13 protein-coding genes, 1 CRISPR repeat array and 2 riboswitches are annotated in these 18,057 nt (G+C 41.5%); of the genes, 8 read left to right on the top strand and 5 right to left on the bottom strand.

Annotated features, from left to right (window positions below; genetic code table 11):
• The first annotated feature begins 31 nt into the window (after positions 1-31).
• Positions 32-1,225, top strand: a complete 1,194-nt coding sequence (gene rnc / locus GJB62_RS38235; protein ID WP_159402595.1) for a ribonuclease III — start codon at positions 32-34, stop codon at positions 1,223-1,225.
• A 58-nt stretch (positions 1,226-1,283) separates the two neighbouring features.
• Here rnc and GJB62_RS27820 read toward each other — a convergent pair whose 3' ends face one another.
• The gene (locus GJB62_RS27820; RefSeq protein ID WP_114084110.1) at positions 1,284-2,474 is read right to left on the bottom strand and encodes a sensor histidine kinase; all 1,191 of its coding nucleotides are present in this window, start codon (positions 2,472-2,474) and stop codon (positions 1,284-1,286) included.
• Positions 2,475-2,890: 416 nt separating this feature from the next.
• Positions 2,891-3,103, top strand: a riboswitch (cyclic di-AMP (ydaO/yuaA leader).
• Between the two features lie 97 nt (positions 3,104-3,200).
• Between GJB62_RS27820 and ntrB the strand changes: the two genes are divergently transcribed.
• The 5 genes from ntrB (at position 3,201) to GJB62_RS27795 (ending at position 9,013) form a co-directional block, all read left to right on the top strand.
• Positions 3,201-4,052: a nitrate ABC transporter permease gene (gene ntrB, locus GJB62_RS27815; protein WP_181852903.1), complete on the top strand. Its 852-nt coding sequence runs from the start codon at positions 3,201-3,203 to the stop codon at positions 4,050-4,052.
• Between the two features lie 86 nt (positions 4,053-4,138).
• On the top strand, positions 4,139-5,581 hold the full coding sequence (locus GJB62_RS27810; protein WP_114084109.1) for an ABC transporter substrate-binding protein: 1,443 nt from the start codon (positions 4,139-4,141) through the stop codon (positions 5,579-5,581).
• 107 nt (positions 5,582-5,688) lie between these two features.
• The gene (locus tag GJB62_RS27805) at positions 5,689-6,549 is read left to right on the top strand and encodes an ABC transporter ATP-binding protein (RefSeq protein WP_114084108.1); all 861 of its coding nucleotides are present in this window, start codon (positions 5,689-5,691) and stop codon (positions 6,547-6,549) included.
• A gap of 17 nt (positions 6,550-6,566) precedes the next feature.
• Positions 6,567-6,699, top strand: a riboswitch (cyclic di-AMP (ydaO/yuaA leader).
• A 245-nt stretch (positions 6,700-6,944) separates the two neighbouring features.
• Positions 6,945-7,562, top strand: a complete 618-nt coding sequence (locus tag GJB62_RS27800; RefSeq protein WP_114084107.1) for a universal stress protein — start codon at positions 6,945-6,947, stop codon at positions 7,560-7,562.
• Between the two features lie 113 nt (positions 7,563-7,675).
• On the top strand, positions 7,676-9,013 hold the full coding sequence (locus GJB62_RS27795) for an SLC13 family permease (protein WP_114084106.1): 1,338 nt from the start codon (positions 7,676-7,678) through the stop codon (positions 9,011-9,013).
• A 188-nt stretch (positions 9,014-9,201) separates the two neighbouring features.
• Here the strand turns inward: GJB62_RS27795 and GJB62_RS27790 are convergent, their stop codons facing one another.
• Positions 9,202-9,405, bottom strand: a complete 204-nt coding sequence (locus GJB62_RS27790) for a high light inducible protein (RefSeq protein ID WP_114084105.1) — start codon at positions 9,403-9,405, stop codon at positions 9,202-9,204.
• 42 nt (positions 9,406-9,447) lie between these two features.
• Complete coding sequence (locus GJB62_RS27785) at positions 9,448-9,660, bottom strand: high light inducible protein (protein ID WP_114084104.1); 213 nt, start codon at positions 9,658-9,660, stop codon at positions 9,448-9,450.
• A 627-nt stretch (positions 9,661-10,287) separates the two neighbouring features.
• Between GJB62_RS27785 and GJB62_RS27780 the strand changes: the two genes are divergently transcribed.
• Positions 10,288-13,407: an MFS transporter gene (locus GJB62_RS27780; RefSeq protein ID WP_114084103.1), complete on the top strand. Its 3,120-nt coding sequence runs from the start codon at positions 10,288-10,290 to the stop codon at positions 13,405-13,407.
• A 225-nt stretch (positions 13,408-13,632) separates the two neighbouring features.
• On the opposite strand, the gene GJB62_RS27775 is transcribed toward GJB62_RS27780, so the two are convergent.
• Together GJB62_RS27775 and nifH are read right to left on the bottom strand one after the other, a co-directional pair.
• Positions 13,633-14,466 carry a dienelactone hydrolase family protein gene (locus GJB62_RS27775; RefSeq protein WP_114084102.1) on the bottom strand — a complete coding sequence of 278 codons (834 nt, stop codon included), beginning with the start codon at positions 14,464-14,466 and terminating at the stop codon, positions 13,633-13,635.
• Positions 14,467-14,954: 488 nt separating this feature from the next.
• A CRISPR array of direct repeats spans positions 14,955-16,291; the repeat unit is 37 nt; unit sequence ATTGCAATTTATCAAAATCCCTATTAGGGATTGAAAC.
• A 53-nt stretch (positions 16,292-16,344) separates the two neighbouring features.
• Entirely contained in the window at positions 16,345-17,238 is an 894-nt protein-coding gene (gene nifH, locus GJB62_RS27770) for a nitrogenase iron protein (RefSeq protein WP_114084101.1), read from the bottom strand.
• An 87-nt stretch (positions 17,239-17,325) separates the two neighbouring features.
• On the opposite strand from nifH, the gene GJB62_RS27765 reads away from it, so the two are divergent.
• Positions 17,326-17,601 carry a hypothetical protein gene (locus GJB62_RS27765; protein ID WP_181852902.1) on the top strand — a complete coding sequence of 92 codons (276 nt, stop codon included), beginning with the start codon at positions 17,326-17,328 and terminating at the stop codon, positions 17,599-17,601.
• Positions 17,602-18,057: the final 456 nt, after the last annotated feature.

The following is an 18,057-nucleotide window of genomic DNA, read 5'->3' as shown; positions in this document are numbered from 1 at the left end:
ATCTTGGGAACCATACAAATAAAATACCTCAATGGCTATTAGTAATCGCAACAGAATCGAGAGTGCTTTAATTTATTTAAATCAGGGTCTACACCCCTATTTTGAGCAGGAAATGCGGAAAGTCCACGGTGAACGCTGGCTGGATATAGCCACATCCTGTCTATCTGATAACCAAAGTCTAAAGCGTAACCCAGAAGACATTCTGCACGATGATATTTCGGAATTACTAAAAGTAATAATCGGACAATGGAATCAGGTCTTCAAAAGGAAACTGGGTCATGGAGAACGTGCCTTAGTTAGCGAAATTATGGAAGTTCGCAACAAATGGGCGCATGAAATTAATGGAAAGCGTTTCTCTACTGATGATACTTATCGCGCACTTGATAGTATTGCTCGACTTCTCAAAGCTATTTCAGCATCAGAGGCAGATATTGTAGAAAAGCAGAAGCAAGAAGTTTTGCGATCTCTTTCTCCGAAACAAGCCGAAGAAGTTCGCATCAGAGAAAGCTTAGATGAACTACTAATACAATTGCCTTTTCAAGATGCATCTTTCCTGCTTCGCGCACTCACTCACACATCGTATATGCATGAAAACCCTAATTCAGGTGAAGATAATGAGCGACTTGAGTTCCTGGGTGATGCCTTACTAAATTTTTTAAGTGGTGAGTATCTTTATCGTCGATATCCTGAGAAAAAAGAGGGCGAACTAACACCTTTACGTTCTCGGCTAGTGGATAAGCCGCAGTTAGCAAAATTTGCTGTTAGGTTAAATTTGGGTAAATGGATACGGCTAGGTAATGGTGCAGAAAAAGATGGAGGACGCACACAATCTAGATTGCTCAGTAACACTTTTGAAGCGATTATCGGTGCGTATTTTTTAGATTCGGGAACTGAGTCAGTACGAGATTTTGTAGAACCATTGTTTGATTCAGTCATAGCTGAAAACCTATCCATCTCTCATAAGTCTGATAGTAACACCAACAATTTTGTAATTGTAGACTCAAAAAATCGCTTTCAGGAATGGGTGCAACGCAACGTTACCCCCACTCCCCCTAAATATTTCACAGAACAAATAGGTGGCCCTTCTCATGCACCAGAATTCATCGCCAAAGTATTGGTAGATGAAAAAATTTATGGCGAAGGTAAGGGACGCAATAAGAGAGATGCAGAGAAAGCTGCTGCTGAGGATGCGCTAGCTGAGTTGAAAAAAAAAGGGTTGTTGTAAAAATGTTTTTTGATTTCACGCAGAGGTGTAGACAAAAATTTTACGTCTTGGCGCGAAATCAACTCTCTATTTGTAAGGGAAAAATTACAGTGAAGGTAGAACCAACTCCTACTTCAGAAACTAGGTTAATTGTACCTTGTAGTAATTTTACTAACCGCGAAACGATCGCTAACCCCAATCCTGTACTATCAGGGAGATAGGGACGATCGCTAAAACTGACCCGAAAGTAGGGTTCAAATATCTGGGCTTGGTTTTCTGGTGCAATGCCAATTCCAGTGTCAGAAACTGCGATCGCCCATCTCTGGTTCTCCAACACCTGACACATTATAATAATAGTCCCCGACTCTGTATAGCGAATTGCATTACTAATAAGATTTGTAATAATTTGTTGGCATTGAAAAGGATCTGTGATTAATTCTTTGGGAGCGCGATCGCAATCTACTACGACTTTTAAATTTTTCCCAACAGCTAAAGGTTCCAACATTTCACAGATATTATTGATTAATTCACTCACATCAGTGGGTGCTAGTTGAAGTTTTATCTGTCCTGCTTCATAGCGCGAAAGTTCTAATACATCGTTAATTAGGTGGAGTAATTGTCTACCGTTACGTAATACCCGCTCAATATGTTCTAAATTAGCTGAAGTGTCTTTTATCTGTGTCTTGCGTCGCTGTTGGCGTAAAAACAGATCCGAGTAACCAATAATGGAAGTTAGAGGATGTTTCAATTCGTGGGCTAGTTGCGAAAGATACTCTTGATTGGCGCTCATTAAGCGCGTAAGTTCTTCATTGTGGAGCGTTAGTGATAACTGCAACTGCTGTAATTCTCGCAACCGCTCTTCAACATAACTCTTAAAACATCGAGCGATCGCTTCGTCTATGATAGCGTCAATCAAACGCATAGAACGAATTATATCTACAGGTGTTCCCTCTAATAAATCTGCTTGTAGAGCATCAAATATTACTGTTCGCAGCAGATGATATTCTCTGGCAATTTCTGCTGGGTCAAAGCCTTGTTCGGCTCGAATAGCTCCATGCTGAAAACTAGCAGTAACTATTGACTCAATATCATTCTCCTGAGATTTTGAAAGCACTGTTACCATTGCTTGTAAAACATCAGGGACATGATCTTTTACTGCTGTATAAGATAGGTCATCAGCACTTTCAATCCGTCTATCCTTGCGAACTGCTGTAACCCATTTATCGAGGATGGTGTCCGTTTTTTCAGCCAGTACTTGACTAAAATCCATTATGTTAAATTCAGCTAGGAGATAGATGAGCAAACTGCCATATCCAATTAGTTTAGCGATTGCAGTGGTCTTTTACCAAGTTTAAGAATTTAATTCACCTACCAAAAGAAATACATTCTGTATATTCGTTTGTTTGCAGGTTAACTCCCCGTATATAAAAACTTTAAAGTATAATATATTTAGTATTAAGAAATATTAAGCAAATGGTTAACAATATTAATGCTTGACTTAACTATATTATTTAGCTTTGTATGCAAGGAATTCACCTACAACAAGACTAAAAATATAAATTTTATTTATTCCGAAAAATCAAGGTGATGTGCTAAATTGCGGTATTAAAATAAACAATATTTATCATCGAACAGATGGCTTTTACCGAGCATCAATGTTATATTGTGCATAATTTAGTATCCATTAGAGTAAGTCAGCCTAATTCAGCGTGTCACAGTGCATAACGCTGGAGCGGAGGAACCAAATTGTGGGGCGTATCTCATAGAAAGTGAAGAGTTAAAAGTGATAAGTGAAGAGTTAACTCAGCACTTAACACTCGGTACTCAGCACTCTAAAAAGAAGGGCATCTCTCAGCCCTAGCCCGTCAGCTAACTTCGTAGGCATTGGGAGGAGACTGAAGAGACGGCATTTTTATAATGTTCCGATCTCATCGGTGTCCAAGGCTGGTACTGCTCGGATTTCTTGTACCTGCACTTAAATCTGTTGAGGTCGTAAATGATATTTCAACTAAATTTGGTTGCGATCGCAGCGATCGCAACACAAGCTGCGTGGAAAAAGACAAAACCTGTCATCCTCAGAGATGTATTTATTTTACCAGTATTGGGATTCTTGGGAATAATTGTGCTGTGGTGGATTATTGCACTTGCCAACGATGAATTAATGCCCACCCCACCAGAAGCGCTCATTGCTAATCTAGACTACATCTTAAATCCCTTCTACCAAAGAGGCCCAGGTAACTTGGGAATTGGTTGGTTGTTGATCGCAAGTCTGCGCCGGGTATTACTAGGTTTTTTGTTAGGAGCGGTAGTAGCGATTCCTGTGGGGTTTTTAATTGGGATGTCTAGACCGGCAATGCTAGCCCTCAATCCTATCATTCAAATTTTTAAACCTGTATCACCCTTAGCTTGGCTTCCTATCGCCTTGGCAATTTTCAATTTAGCAGATCCTTCAGCCATTTTTGTCATTTTCATTACCTCCTTATGGCCGACAATTATTAATACCGCATTAGGAGTTTCTAGCGTTCCCAAAGATTATTTAGATGTGGCACAAGTGCTAGAAATGCACCGTTGGAGGCGGATTACCAAAATAATTTGGCCCGCAAGTTTACCATATATTTTTACAGGTTTACGAATTAGTTTAGGCATAGCTTGGCTAGTAATCGTCGCCGTGGAAATGCTTACAGGTGGTATTGGTATCGGCTTTTTCGTCTGGGATGAATGGAGTCGTTTAAACCTGAGTTCAGTCTTTTTAGCTGTGTTCATAATTGGCTTAACTGGGTTAATTTTGGATTACGCCGTGGGCAAACTCGAAGAATTAGTAACCCATCGTCCGAAAACTTCCAACTAACCAGATTTGATTGTAATCAAAATAGCAAGATGTAACCAGACTCTGCGCTTCTGCGTGAGCAATTCATCACCAATGGAGCTATAAAAATGGGTGATATAAACTGGACTCGACGAGATTTTATTAAGGGAATAGGAGCAACTACAACCGGGATAGCGCTGTCCTCCTGTGGAATTTCAGGAGATAGATCCGCCAAAGGGCTAACAGAAGAAGCCTTGGCTGTACAACCAGTAGTTAGATCGCAAGACCTAGAAAAATCCGATCTCACCATTGGTTACGTTCCTGTTAATGATTGTGCGCCATTTGCGATCGCCTGGAAAAAAGGCTTCTTCCACAAATATGGTTTGAACGTCACACTCAACCGCGAGGCTAGCTGGGCCACCTCCCGCGACGGTTTAATTTTTGGTCGCCTAGATGCTTCACCCGTAGTATCTGGTGCTGTTACCAACGCCAGAATTGGTGCAGAAGGCGCACGTCACGCCTCCTTGTGTGCAGCAATGACCATTCACCGCCACGGTAACGCCATGACCATGAACAAAGCCATGTGGGATTTTGGGCTGCGTCCGTGGTATGAATATCAAGAAAAATATGGCGATGGTGCTTTAGAAGCCTTTGGGCGTGATTTTCGAGGCTACTTTGACAAGCAACCACCAGAAGGCAAAGTTTGGGCGGTAGTATTAAGTTCGTCCATTTACGAATACTTTATCCGTTACTTATCCGCCGCCGCAGGGGTTGATCCCCTGAAAGAGTTTCGCGTCATCATCGTTCCGCCGCCTCAAATGGTGACAAACGTGCGGATTGGTGCAATGCAAGCTTACATGGTTGCAGAACCCTGGAATACAAGGGCAATAACAGGTAACGAAAACATCGGTTTTACCTTTGCACAAGGCAAAGAAGTCTGGTTGGGACACCCAGATCGTTTATTGGGAGTAATGGAATCTTTCATCGATAAATATCCCAAAACCTATCGTTCCCTAGTTAAGGCGATGATTGAAGCTTGCCAATATTGCAGCAAAGCAGAAAACCGCCAAGAAGTAGCTGAACTGCTTACAGAACGTTCCTTTACAGGTGCAAGACCCAAAAATAAAGATGCCCCAATTGCGAAGTATACCAGTCCCGGAATTCTCGGCAACTACAACTATGGCGGCTTTGATGGCAAAGACCGCACCATTCAAGCTGCCGATACTACCATTTTCTTCGATATTCCTGACAACCTTCCCAAACAACCAGAAGAACATTCAACATTCTTATGGCAATCGCGAAGTCTCTGGTTAATGACACAAGCAGCGCGATGGGGACAAATTAAGGAATTTCCCAAAAATGCCGACAAACTAGCCCAACAAGGCTGGAGAACAGATTTATATCGCGAGATAGCATCTGAAATGGGCATAAAATGTCCCAAGGATGATTACAAGGTCGAACCACCAGAAGTATTTATAGATAAGAAAGGCTTCGATCCCAGCGATCCGGTGGGCTATCTGAATAGTTTTGCTATCAGGGCTAACGCTCCCACTAACTTTTTCATGTCTTAAATCCCAAGTTTAAATATTGACCCTGGCAATTTTAGATTTTAGATTTTCGGTACAAGTCGCGGTTAATCCAAAATTGATTGACTAAATTATTTCGGGAGCCTTTGATGATGGAATATACCTCATTACCTATTAATACCCAGACTGGAGTTCTGCCCCGCACTGGATTTTTAGAAATTGAAAATTTAGTCAAGTCTTATCCGACACCTGATAAAGATAACTTTGTCGTTTTAGATGGAGTTAATCTAACGATTGGTGAAGATGAATATATTTCTGTAATTGGTCACTCTGGTTGTGGGAAATCAACCCTATTAAAGATAGTAGCTGGTTTAGAAAAAGCCACTTCCGGATCAGTTCGGCTTGATGGCAAAGAAATCCGTCAGCCAGGAGCCGAAAGGATGATGGTATTTCAGAACTATTCATTGTTACCTTGGTTAACCGTGCGAGAAAATATCCGGTTAGCTGTGGATGAAGTGCTAAAAAATGCTAATCGGGCTGAAAAAATTAGCATTGTAAATGAACACTTGGCAATGGTAAACTTGACGGCGGCAGCTGACAAATATCCTGATGAAATCTCTGGAGGTATGAAACAACGAGTAGGTATTGCCAGAGCCTTAGCAATTCGTCCCAAAATGTTACTGATGGATGAACCTTTTGGGGCATTAGATGCGCTAACTCGTGGTAAATTGCAACGGCAAGTATTGGATATTTGGGAAAATAATCGTCAAGCAGTGATGATGATTACTCACGATGTAGACGAAGCAATTTATATGTCCGATCGCATCGTCTTGATGACTAATGGCCCATCTGCTAGTATAGGAGAGATTTTAGAAGTTCCTTTTGAGCATCCACGCGTTAGCAAAGCTCCTCTGGAAGAGGCTCGCGCAGCCATGCGAAACTCAAAAGAATATTTTGAACTCCGCAACCACGCCCTAAATTTTCTCGATCGATATTTTGCACAAGACGAGTAAATTAGATTATCATTTTTTTTAGTGGGTAGCCTAATTCAAATTCATGAAAGCTGGATTTGGAACGGAGGAACCAATGTTTGGGGCTAATCTTATGAGAGACACCTTCCAGTCTTAGCCCGTCAGCTAACTCCGTAGGCAATGGAAGGAACCCCCAAGACTTTGGCTGTAATACAGTTATTATTGGGGTTTCCTGGACTGATTTAAGATTTGCAATTTTGGTTATCGTTACTCAATCTAAAATCCAAAATTGTTCGACTGAGCGTAGCCGTACCCCTCTGGGGAAGCAAGCTACGCGTAGCGTTCCGCAGGAAAGTCCAAAAATCTAAAATTTGTCCCCCTGCTTCTCATTACTAATTCATTTCATTGGGAGAAGTAAAGCTGTGCAAATCAAGCCAATGTTAGCACGTCTGCAAAGTGCCACAGGTCGCAATGACTTAATTGAACAAATGGTACTAGTGCCAGAACCAAGAAAACCTTTCTCTAAAGAACCTCAAAAAGCAAAAGCAGTTAATTTAATTGTTGCTTATGACGCATCTCCTAACAGTCATACGGCGCTAGATATTGCTTTCTGGATTGCCCATCAAACGCGTTTAGCTACTAATGCAGAAGTCACTGTTCAAGCTGTTTATGTGGTAGAAGACAATCAAAGCAGTCAATATCCAAATATCTTGAGCTTTCCGCAACAGACTTCATTAGAATGTCAAATCAGTGAAGTATCAAAGTCTGTGACACAGGTATTAACTCAACCCAAATTGCAGACAGTGGTAACTCCCCTACAACAAGCAGATATAATTCTCTGGCAAGCCCGAAGTCTGGCTGAAGAATGGCAAGGTTCCTTCAAATCTCATTTGCGGTTTGGCAGCATTTCCACAGAACTTCACAAAGTTGTTGAATCAGAAGCCGCCGATATTCTATTTCTCGGTTGCCAATCTGTTAATCATCCGATGATTGAAGCATTAGGTTATAATTTCCCCTGCGCCGTTTTGGGTATTCCCAGTTGTATTGATGAATAATCGCTGTTTAAAATTTCAGTAATTTTTATCCAATTGTAATCATAAGATAAGTCACCTAAAACTAGGTGGCTTTTTTCGCTACTATGCAACCAATAAAACTTCAGGAGTAAGATGTGGACAACTGGCAAGCAATCCTTAGTGTAATTACATTTATAAGCGTCATTATTTTAGTGATGACGGAATGGGTACATCTCACCATCGCAGCATTATTGGGAGCATTATTATTAGTTTTTACCAACGTCATGACTTTAGAAGAAGCTGTTGGTTACATCGGCAACAGTCATGGAACACTCGGTTTATTCTTTGGAGTTATGGTGCTAGTGCGGGCTTTTGAACCTACCAAGATATTTGATTATTTAGCAACTCAAATAGTACTCCTGGCTAAGGGACAAGGCAAGCGTTTATTACTCGGAATTGTGGCTATTGTGACACCTATCTGTGCAGTTTTACCAAATGCCACAACAGTAATGTTGTTAGCGCCTTTAATTCCACCAATGGCGAAGGAAGTCGGGATAAATTTTGTTCCCTTGTTAATTTTAATGGTATTTGTTGCTAATAGTGCCGGACTTCTTACGTTAGTTGGAGATCCAGCTACCTTTATTGTTGGTGATGCTGTGAATATCAGCTTTACAGATTATTTGTTTAAATTGAGTTTAGGAGGAGTAATTGCCGTTGCTATAGTAATTGCAACACTACCATTTTTATTTCGTAAAATTTGGAATACCCAGTTAGATAATTTAGAAGAACTACCACATCCACAAATTAATCATCCACGAGCTTTAAGCTTTGGTGCAGTTATAGTATTTTTCGTCCTGCTATTTTTTGTCGTTGGAGAAACTCTACCAGTTCCGGTTTCGCCTGCTGCCGCAGCTTTGTTAGGAGCAGCTTTAGCTTTGCTGTTATCGCACCATAGCAGAATCGATTCAGTTAACAATATTTTGCGGGATGTAGACTGGAGTACATTAATATTTTTTATGAGTATTTTTGTGCTAATTGGAGGGTTAGAAAAAACAGGTGTAATTAATGGTTTATCAGGAATATTGGCAGCAATATTAGGAAAAAATATTATCCTGGGTTCCCTGGTTTTATTGTTTTTTGTAGGTATATTATCCAGCGTAATCCCCAATATTCCTTTAGTGGTGGGGATGGTTCCCTTACTTAAACAATACATTGTTACTGTGGGATTAGCACCCGCAGAAGTTCTAGCACAAGATTTTCAAGGGCAGTTTCCCCCAGAAGTATTACCGCTTTTTTATGCCATGATGTTTGGTGCAACTTTGGGAGGTAATGGCACATTAGTAGGGGCATCATCTAATATCGTCGCTGCCGGTATTTCTGAGCAACATGGACGACGCATCTCGTTTAAAACTTTCCTTCACTACGGCATTCCAGTAATGCTGTTGCAACTGGTAGCTTCGGCTTTGTATGTGTTGTTTCGTTTTCTGCTTTAGATAAAAGTAGGGGCAATTCATGAATTGCCCCTACCTGAAAACTAGGGTTTAGATTACTATTTGCGGAAGTCTTAAGCTGTTACGTATACAACTTGCATTATCAGGGCGGGCAAGATGCCCACCCCACAATCATATTGAAAAAATATTAGTGCAAATTAAAGGCGTAACAGCTTATATAGCTGTGGTTACTAATAGCTAATTATGTGCAATACATCGCGTAAGACACTATAGCCAGCTAAATCCCAAAGCAAATAGGCAAGAAAACCAATTGCTGCCAAACGACCGTTCCAGATTTCAGCTTGAGGAGTCCAACCAAACAAAAAAGCATTGCGGTCTACACCATTGTAGGCTTTAGCAACAGGTGCTAAATCAGTAGAAGATCGAGGTTCCATTTTTTTTCTCCAATATCCAGTAAGTTTTCAAAGGTTCAATCTTTAGTAGCCAACTAAGTGCAGTACGTCGCGTAAAACGCTATAGCCAGCTAAATCCCAAAGCAAATAGGCGAGAAAACCAATTGCTGCCAAACGACCATTCCAAATTTCGGCTTGAGGAGTCCAGCCAAACAGAAAAGCGTTACGGTCTATACCGTTGTATTCTGGTGCAACAGGTGGTAAGTCAGTAGAAGACCGAGTTTCTTGAGTTGCCATTTGTTTCTCCAAAATTTCTTAGCTTTTGAGATGTTTAATTTCTAGCAGTCAATCAGATGTAGAACATCGCGCTGGACACTATAACTGACTGAATTCCAAAGCAAATGATTCTCTTACAAGTATTGGCAAATCCCTGGAATAATGAGTTGCCATCTTGTTGTCATCAACAATTTATTTGTTAACTTTAATGTAGCTATTTATAACTAGATTTCTTTCTGCCTGTAGGCACAAACTACAGGCACTTCTTGGGGACGATAATCAACAACATATTAGTGCAGACAAATCCACCCTGAGAGGGTGATAAAAAGATAATTATAAATAAATGTAAAGTTATAGTAATCAAACTATAGCTCTGGCAAAATCAATCATTTTGATTAAGCAGTTAAAATTAAGAGCGTGGCAGCCAATAATTAACTAAATTTTTAACTACTTTTATCGTTAGATAATAAAATTTATATCTTTTGCTGTATATAGTTTTCAGCCCTTGGAGAGATGCTTTCAACAGCTAAATTCTACGATTCTGAACTAAACAGTTAGGTATTGCCATAGATACAGACAAAAATACTAAGAGTTGCTTCTCAAGAAAATCTTAATTCCCCAAATTTAAACTTAGTAGAAGGAAATACAATGTTCCAAAGTACGGAAATCATGCTGGGACTCTACAAACCACTATTGTGGTTAGCACAGATTCCAGTAGATCCCTCAAACGTCACGCCAGCACAGGCATCGGTTCTGACTTCCGGGCCACGCTTTTTTGTGGCCTTAATCTCCGGCGTGATCCTAGCCTTTGCTTTCCAATTAGTTCTAACTAATCTTTCCCTTGCAGCCGGTATTTCCTATCTGGGGCACTCATCTGACTCGGATTCAGATTCTGGGGAAGTCGGAAGTTTGGGCGGCAGCATTCGCAAAATCGGTACAGCAGTAGGGATTTGGACGTTATTCACTGTAACGATCGCTTTATTAATTGCCTGTTTCCTGGCAGTTAAATTGAGCCTTGTAATCTTAGATCCAGGATTGGGAGCAATTCTCGGTTTGGTAATTTGGGGTGCTTACTTTTTACTCCTGGTTTGGGTAAGTTCCACTACTGTGGGTTCCTTAATTGGCTCAGTCGTAAATACGGCAACTTCCGGTTTTCAAGCGATTATGGGGACAGCTACAGCCGCACTAGGCGCGAAAGCTGTCAATAATCAAGTTGTCGCAACAGCTGAAGCCGCCGCCGCCGCCATTCGCCGAGAATTAGGAAGCGGCATCGACCCTGGAAGTATTCGGGAGAACATAGAAGATTATTTAGATAAGCTGCGTCCACCAGAGTTGGATGTGTCGAAAATTCGGAGTGATTTTGAAAATTTACTCAACGATCCCCAATTAAAAGCGATCGCAGGGACTCCAGATATTCGCAACATCGACCGCCAAAAATTTATCGAGTTAGTCAGCAGCCGCACCGACCTTTCCAAAAAAGACGTTACCCGCATTGCTGATACTTTATATAAGGTTTGGCAACAGGTAGTAAGTCAGCATTCACCCACCGAAGACCGGATGGGTGAGTTAATGGATTATCTGAAATCACTTCCAGCAGGACAAAGTAAGACAGATGAACTTAACGCCAAGCTGGATCGATTAGTTGCAGAAACACGTGGTTCCAAGGAAGCTGACCAAAAGGCATCTACTACTGGGCCAATTCAAAGTACAATCCAGCAAGGACTATCCGCCTTAACCGGCATTGTGTTAGGACGGGCAGATTTATCTGATTTGGATGTGGAAAAAATCTTGGGTAGCCTTACCACAGCCAAAGATAAAGTCACCCAACAGGCAGATAAGTTAGGTTTGCCAACACCATCACAACCCTATAGCCCAATTCGATCTGATGTCGAAAATTATCTGTACAATACTTATGCTTGGCAACTAAGCCCAGAAAAAATCGCCCAAGAATTTCGTGATGTCATTTACGACCCAGCAGCTGACCCTGGAATAGTTCGCAGAGAACTAGAAAGATTATCACGTAACGATTTCGTCAAAATTCTCCAACAACGAGGACTACTTACCCAAAGCCAAATTCAGCGCATTGCAGATCGGCTAGAAGTTGTCCGCAAAGATGTGCTGGTGACAGTTACAGGTATCGAAGAAAGAGAAATAGTCCAAGACTTGCAACGCGCAGTAGAAAGTTATCTGCTCGTTACCCCGAAAACAGATTTGACACCTGAAGGCATTGAGCGGAATTTTAAACCACTGTTGCAAGACCCAGATGCAGATTATGAAACCCTGACATTGCGACTGGCGCACATTGAACGTCAGGAAATTCGGGAGATATTGCTGGAACGTAATGATGTTCAGCTATATGAAGTAGACAGCATTCTGGATGAATTGGAAAAACAACGCGATCGCGTCTTGATAGAATCCAAAGGATTAGCTGAACAAGCACAATATCAAGCAGAAACCCTGTGGTTGAATGTGGAATCATATCTGCGTAACACCGGGAAATCAGAACTGAATCCTGATGCTATCCGCGCGGAGTTCAAAAAGCTATTAGAAGATCCCCAAGCTGGAATTAGCTCAATTCGGGCGCGGTTGTCTCGCTTTGACCGCGATACCTTAGTGCAATTGTTGAGTCAGCGCCAAGATTTGAGTGAAGATCAAGTTAATCAAATCATCAATGCGGCTGAAGAGTCGTGGCATAACATTCGCCACACACCCCAAGCTGTAGTAGATAAAGCCAAAGAGCAATACGACTCTGTTACCACCACGATCGCAGATTATCTACGGAATACTGGTAAACAAGAACTGAATCCTGAAGGTATTCAGCGAGATTTGAGTAAATTGTTTGAAAATCCCAAAGAGGGAGCCAGCGCACTGCGCCATCGATTGTCGCAGTTAGACCGAGATACGCTGGTGAAGTTGCTCAGTCAACGTCAAGACTTGAGTGAACAACAAGTTAATGAAATAATTGATTCCACCCAAACTTCGATTCGTAACTTTATACGTGCGCCTCGTCGTTTAGCTACTCGTACACAGCAAAGAGCAGAAACATTCAAAGCTTATCTGGAAGAGTATCTGCGCCAAACTGGTAAAGAAGAACTCAATCCTGAAGGTATTAAACGCGACTTGCAACTACTATTACACGATCCGCGAGTGGGGGTAGAAAGTTTTAGCGATCGCCTTTCCCATTTTGACCGTGATACCATCATCGCCCTGCTGAAGATTCGGGAAGATATGTCTGATGAAGAAGCAGCGCGGATTGCCGATAACATGGTGTCCGTCAGGGATCAATTTGTAGAACAAGTGCGGAATATCCAACGAGGCATTCAAGATGCAATTGATGGGGTTTTTGCCCGCATCCGCAACTATCTTAACTCCCTGGATCGCCCGGAACTCAATTACGATAGCATCAAGGGCGATGTCCGCACATTTTTTGACGATCCTCAAGCGGGGTTTGATGCCCTGCGCGATCGCTTATCTTCTTTTGATCGTGAGACTTTAGTAGCAATTATGAGTTCTCGTGAGGACATCTCTGAGGAAGATGCCAACCGGATCATCGACCAAATTGAACGGGCCCGCAACACAGTATTGCAACGTGCAGAACGCATACAGCAAGAAGCCCAACGCCGCCTAGAACAGGTGAAGCATCAAGCACAGCGACAAGCTGAAGAAACCCGCAAAGCCGCAGCGACAGCAGCGTGGTGGCTGTTTGCCACCGCATCCGTCTCCGCCGTTTTCTCTGCATTAGGAGGAGCGCTGGCTGCAAGGCCGTAGTTTAACAGTTGTCTCCGCTCACATTCAAGCCTCCCGATAATGGGAGGCTTTTCTATGTTTCATTTGTCATTTGTCCTTCAATGCAGTTCAGTTAAGGCTAAAACTCTTTGTCAAAGTCAATTTTTTAACGTAGACGCGGAGCGGCTTGCCGCAGGCTACCGCAAAGAGAACAAAGAAATGCTTAAAAACCAATGACCAATGACCAATGACAAATGACATAACAGCTTAAGAAACGCCATACTTCTTAAACCACGCCAAAAGACGTTTCCAACCGTCCTTAGCATCTTTCTCGCGGTAGGAGGGGCGATAATCGGCAAAAAAAGCGTGCGGTGCATCGGGGTAGACGATGATTTCAGATTTGCTACTGCTAGACTTTAAGCGATCGCGCATCTGTTCTACTGTATTAAGGGGAATACCCGTATCTTTGCCACCGTAGAGTCCGAGAATGGGGACTGTCAGTTTTGATGCAATATCAATTGGATACTTGGGCTGAAGTTCGGTAGCATCGCCCACGAGTCGCCCATACCACGCAACACCTGCCTTCACCTTGGGATTGTGTGCCGCATACAACCAGGTAATGCGGCCACCCCAGCAGAAACCTGTAATCGCCAATTTATTGGCATTGCCTTTAGCTGATTTCACAGCCCATTTTACCGTCGCATCGAGATCGGATAACACTTGAGAATCTGGTACTTTGGAAACAATTGGGCGAATTTCGTCTATACTGCTTAACTTAGTGACATCGCCTTGACGGATAAATAATTCCGGTGCGATCGCCAAGTATCCCAACTGAGCAAAACGACGAGTAACATCTTGAATATGCTCGTGTACACCAAAGATTTCTTGGATTACCAAGACTATGGGGAAATTTTCACCAGTGGCGGGTGCTGCTCTGTAAGCAGGAATTTCGCCATCTTTGACGGGAATTTTCACTGCACCAGCTACCAACCCCTTAGCATCGGTAGCGGTGACTTGAGCAGAAATGGGTTGCACTGCCAAGGCAAAACCCGTCGCCAAGGTGCTTGTTGCGATAAATTTGCGGCGTGTTATTTCTTTCATCATCTCTACCTTAAAATTGGCGGAAACTTGATTTTTGGTTATCAGTACAGTAGTACGACAACAAATATTACAATTTATGAATCAGTTTACCGTAATATTTTAGATTCGTTTGCTGTCCAAATGTTTTTTCTGTGTGGCTCTTGTCAGAGAAAAACCGCCTGTATTGGCAAAGAAAAGCCACGGGATAAGCAATTTTCTGTACTGAGTTACTTTCTGGCTGGGTTCTCATATCTCAAATGCGCGGAAGGGTAGGTGTAGAAATTCTAAAGTCCCCAAAAAGTGCTTCTATTCCAAATACAGTAAGGCTTTCAACCCATTAGTCACCTAATCCTAATCCGCGCAATCTCTAAAATGCTTACCAAAAGACGATTTCAGCCTTTAAATTTTTTGGCACTCTTTCCAAACAAATTCTGTAATGCTATGATTGCCCTTGAATCGCGCAACTGTACCTTGAAAATTAAATACAGCTTGGGTTTCAGGCTCCCGCTATTGCAATTTATCAAAATCCCTATTAGGGATTGAAACTCGATTTGGGGAGGCGCGATATCGCCACCACTTCTAATTGCAATTTATCAAAATCCCTATTAGGGATTGAAACGTTGCAGATGCGATCGCTCCTCCATCACAATGTCCCCATTGCAATTTATCAAAATCCCTATTAGGGATTGAAACTTGAATTTCTCCTCTATTACCTTTGATTGTGGCATTGCAATTTATCAAAATCCCTATTAGGGATTGAAACTTTGGTCGTCATTGGATATGATGAAACGCCACGAAAAATTGCAATTTATCAAAATCCCTATTAGGGATTGAAACAAGGAAATTGCAGTAACCTAAGCAGGCTGTATCAAATTGCAATTTATCAAAATCCCTATTAGGGATTGAAACCTGATTATATAGCTCTACCACAGACCAACTTTGGATTGCAATTTATCAAAATCCCTATTAGGGATTGAAACGTAACTGCTGTTGTTGATATAGTGAACCCATAAATTATTGCAATTTATCAAAATCCCTATTAGGGATTGAAACTGTATACATTCTTACCATCCGGTGACTTACCTGTGATTGCAATTTATCAAAATCCCTATTAGGGATTGAAACGAGCATCTATATACGGAAAAGTAGAGGAAGGCGCATATTGCAATTTATCAAAATCCCTATTAGGGATTGAAACGCCTAGATTTATCAGGGACTTTGGCGGGGCAATCTTTGAATTGCAATTTATCAAAATCCCTATTAGGGATTGAAACTTATTCCACCACCACCAAACGTTACACTTTTTAATTGCAATTTATCAAAATCCCTATTAGGGATTGAAACAAATAACAGCTACACAAGATGGAGATGTAGTTAATTGCAATTTATCAAAATCCCTATTAGGGATTGAAACTAATATTTAAACGACCAATAAGCTTCTTTGATATACCATTGCAATTTATCAAAATCCCTATTAGGGATTGAAACAATTGTTGTAGCATTTGGGTAAGCTTGAAGGAAAAATTGCAATTTATCAAAATCCCTATTAGGGATTGAAACGCCAAAGCAATTAAGGTGCCGGAGCGATCGCCCCATTGCAATTTATCAAAATCCCTATTAGGGATTGAAACGGATTTGACAATACAGGCATTAGAAAATCTTTACAATTGCAATTTATCAAAATCCCTATTAGGGATTGAAACACTCTGAAAAGTAATTAATCGCTATGGAATTACAGATTGCAATTTATCAAAATCCCTATTAGGGATTGAAACAGTGCTTCACTTTTAGCTGGTGTGGCTATCAACGATTGCAATTTATCAAAATCCCTACTAGGGATTTAAAGCAATGAGAAAAGGGTGGACAAGTAGCCCACCCTAAACCATTATTTAATTAGTATTACTTGACGGGTGCTTCAGTAGCAGACTTACCAACAAGCATTGCGGTATTTTCGTCGCTTTCGAGGATACCGAATTCAATCAACAACTCTTCTAACTCTTCCATCTCAATAGGAGTGGGGACAGTGAGCTTGTCGTTGTTGATAATCTTGGTAGCCAATGTCCGATATTCGTTACTTTGATTACTATCAGGAGCGTACTCGTTAACAGTCATCCGGCGCAATTCTGCGTGTTGAACAATGTTGTCACGAGGTACATAGTGAATCATTTGGGTGTTCAAACGTTTTGCCAAGGTTTCGATTAAGTCGATTTCCCGGTCAACGTTACGGCTGTTACAAATCAAACCACCCAAGCGCACGCCGCCAGTGTGAGCATATTTGAGAACACCACGAGCGATGTTGTTAGCTGCATACATCGCCATCATTTCACCAGAGGTAACGATGTAGATTTCTTGTGCCTTGCCTTCACGAATAGGCATAGCAAAACCACCGCACACAACGTCACCTAATACGTCGTAACTTACAAAATCAACGTCTTTGTAAGCACCGTTTTCTTCTAGGAAGTTGATAGCAGTGATGATACCACGACCAGCGCAACCTACACCGGGTTCAGGACCACCAGACTCCACACAACGTACATCACGGAAACCAGTCAGCATTACTTCTTCGAGTTCAATATCTTCTACAGCGCCTCTTTCAGCAGCTAATTGAAGAACACTTGTTTGAGCTTTACTGTGTAGCATCAAACGGGTAGAGTCAGCTTTAGGGTCGCAACCGACAATTAGAATGCGTTGACCCATTTCAGCCATTGCTGCAAGGGTGTTTTGAGAGGTAGTAGATTTACCAATACCGCCTTTACCATAGAAAGCTATTTGTCTAATCTTTTCGTCAGCCATGGTTGTGTTTTCCTACAATGATTTAATTGATGGGTCGGAAGCTTGATATGAGATATTCACCCTTGGAACGTAGGGAAGTAGAGCCTGTTGGCGTTAACGTGTAGCAACTTGTCGCTAGACATTGCACCCCGACAAAAACAGCCAAAATCAGAACATATTTACCCACAAAGCGATAGCTTAAGTGATAGAAAATCTCTATCTCCTAATAACGAAGTCTTTAAAACGTTGACTTCAGCATTGTCAGTTGTTGTAACAGAATCCCAAATGGTTGCTCAAGCCTCAAGAGTGGTTGCAGCAGGAATTCAAACGAACGCAGATTTGTTCCCTGAACCACACAACCAACCAAATTGCAATCCACTCTAAATGGTCACTGCAACTTCTTTGATTTTGCTGATGTCAAATTGCCAAAAACTTCAATAGTGCTTATCGTTTCGTGATTGATGCAGCAAGATAAATTCCAGCCTAAAAGTGGTAGCTATAGGTGCAATAAGCTGTTGCGTTTACAACTTGCATTATCAGAGCGGGCAAGATGCCCACCCCACAATCATATTGAAAAAATATTAGTGCAAATTAAAGGCGCAACAGCTTACTATAATGTTTGCACAGGCAATTTCTAACACTTTCGCTTAGATAATATCTAAGTAACTTTTGACAGCATGGTTTATAGCACCATTCTGCTTAGAGTTTTTGTTCCAAAAGTCATCAACTGCTTCAACTTAGTTCGCGGTTGAAAATGTTTGCTCCCACAAAACTAAGTTTGTAAATATTCTGTATTTCTATGGATTTGTCAGGCTGTACTAAGAGTCTTTCTTCCCAGAC

It is taken from the genome of Nostoc sp. ATCC 53789, assembly GCF_009873495.1.
GTDB classification, from domain to species: Bacteria; Cyanobacteriota; Cyanobacteriia; order Cyanobacteriales; family Nostocaceae; genus Nostoc; species Nostoc muscorum_A.
This window is presented reverse-complemented; position numbering and strand designations above follow the sequence as displayed.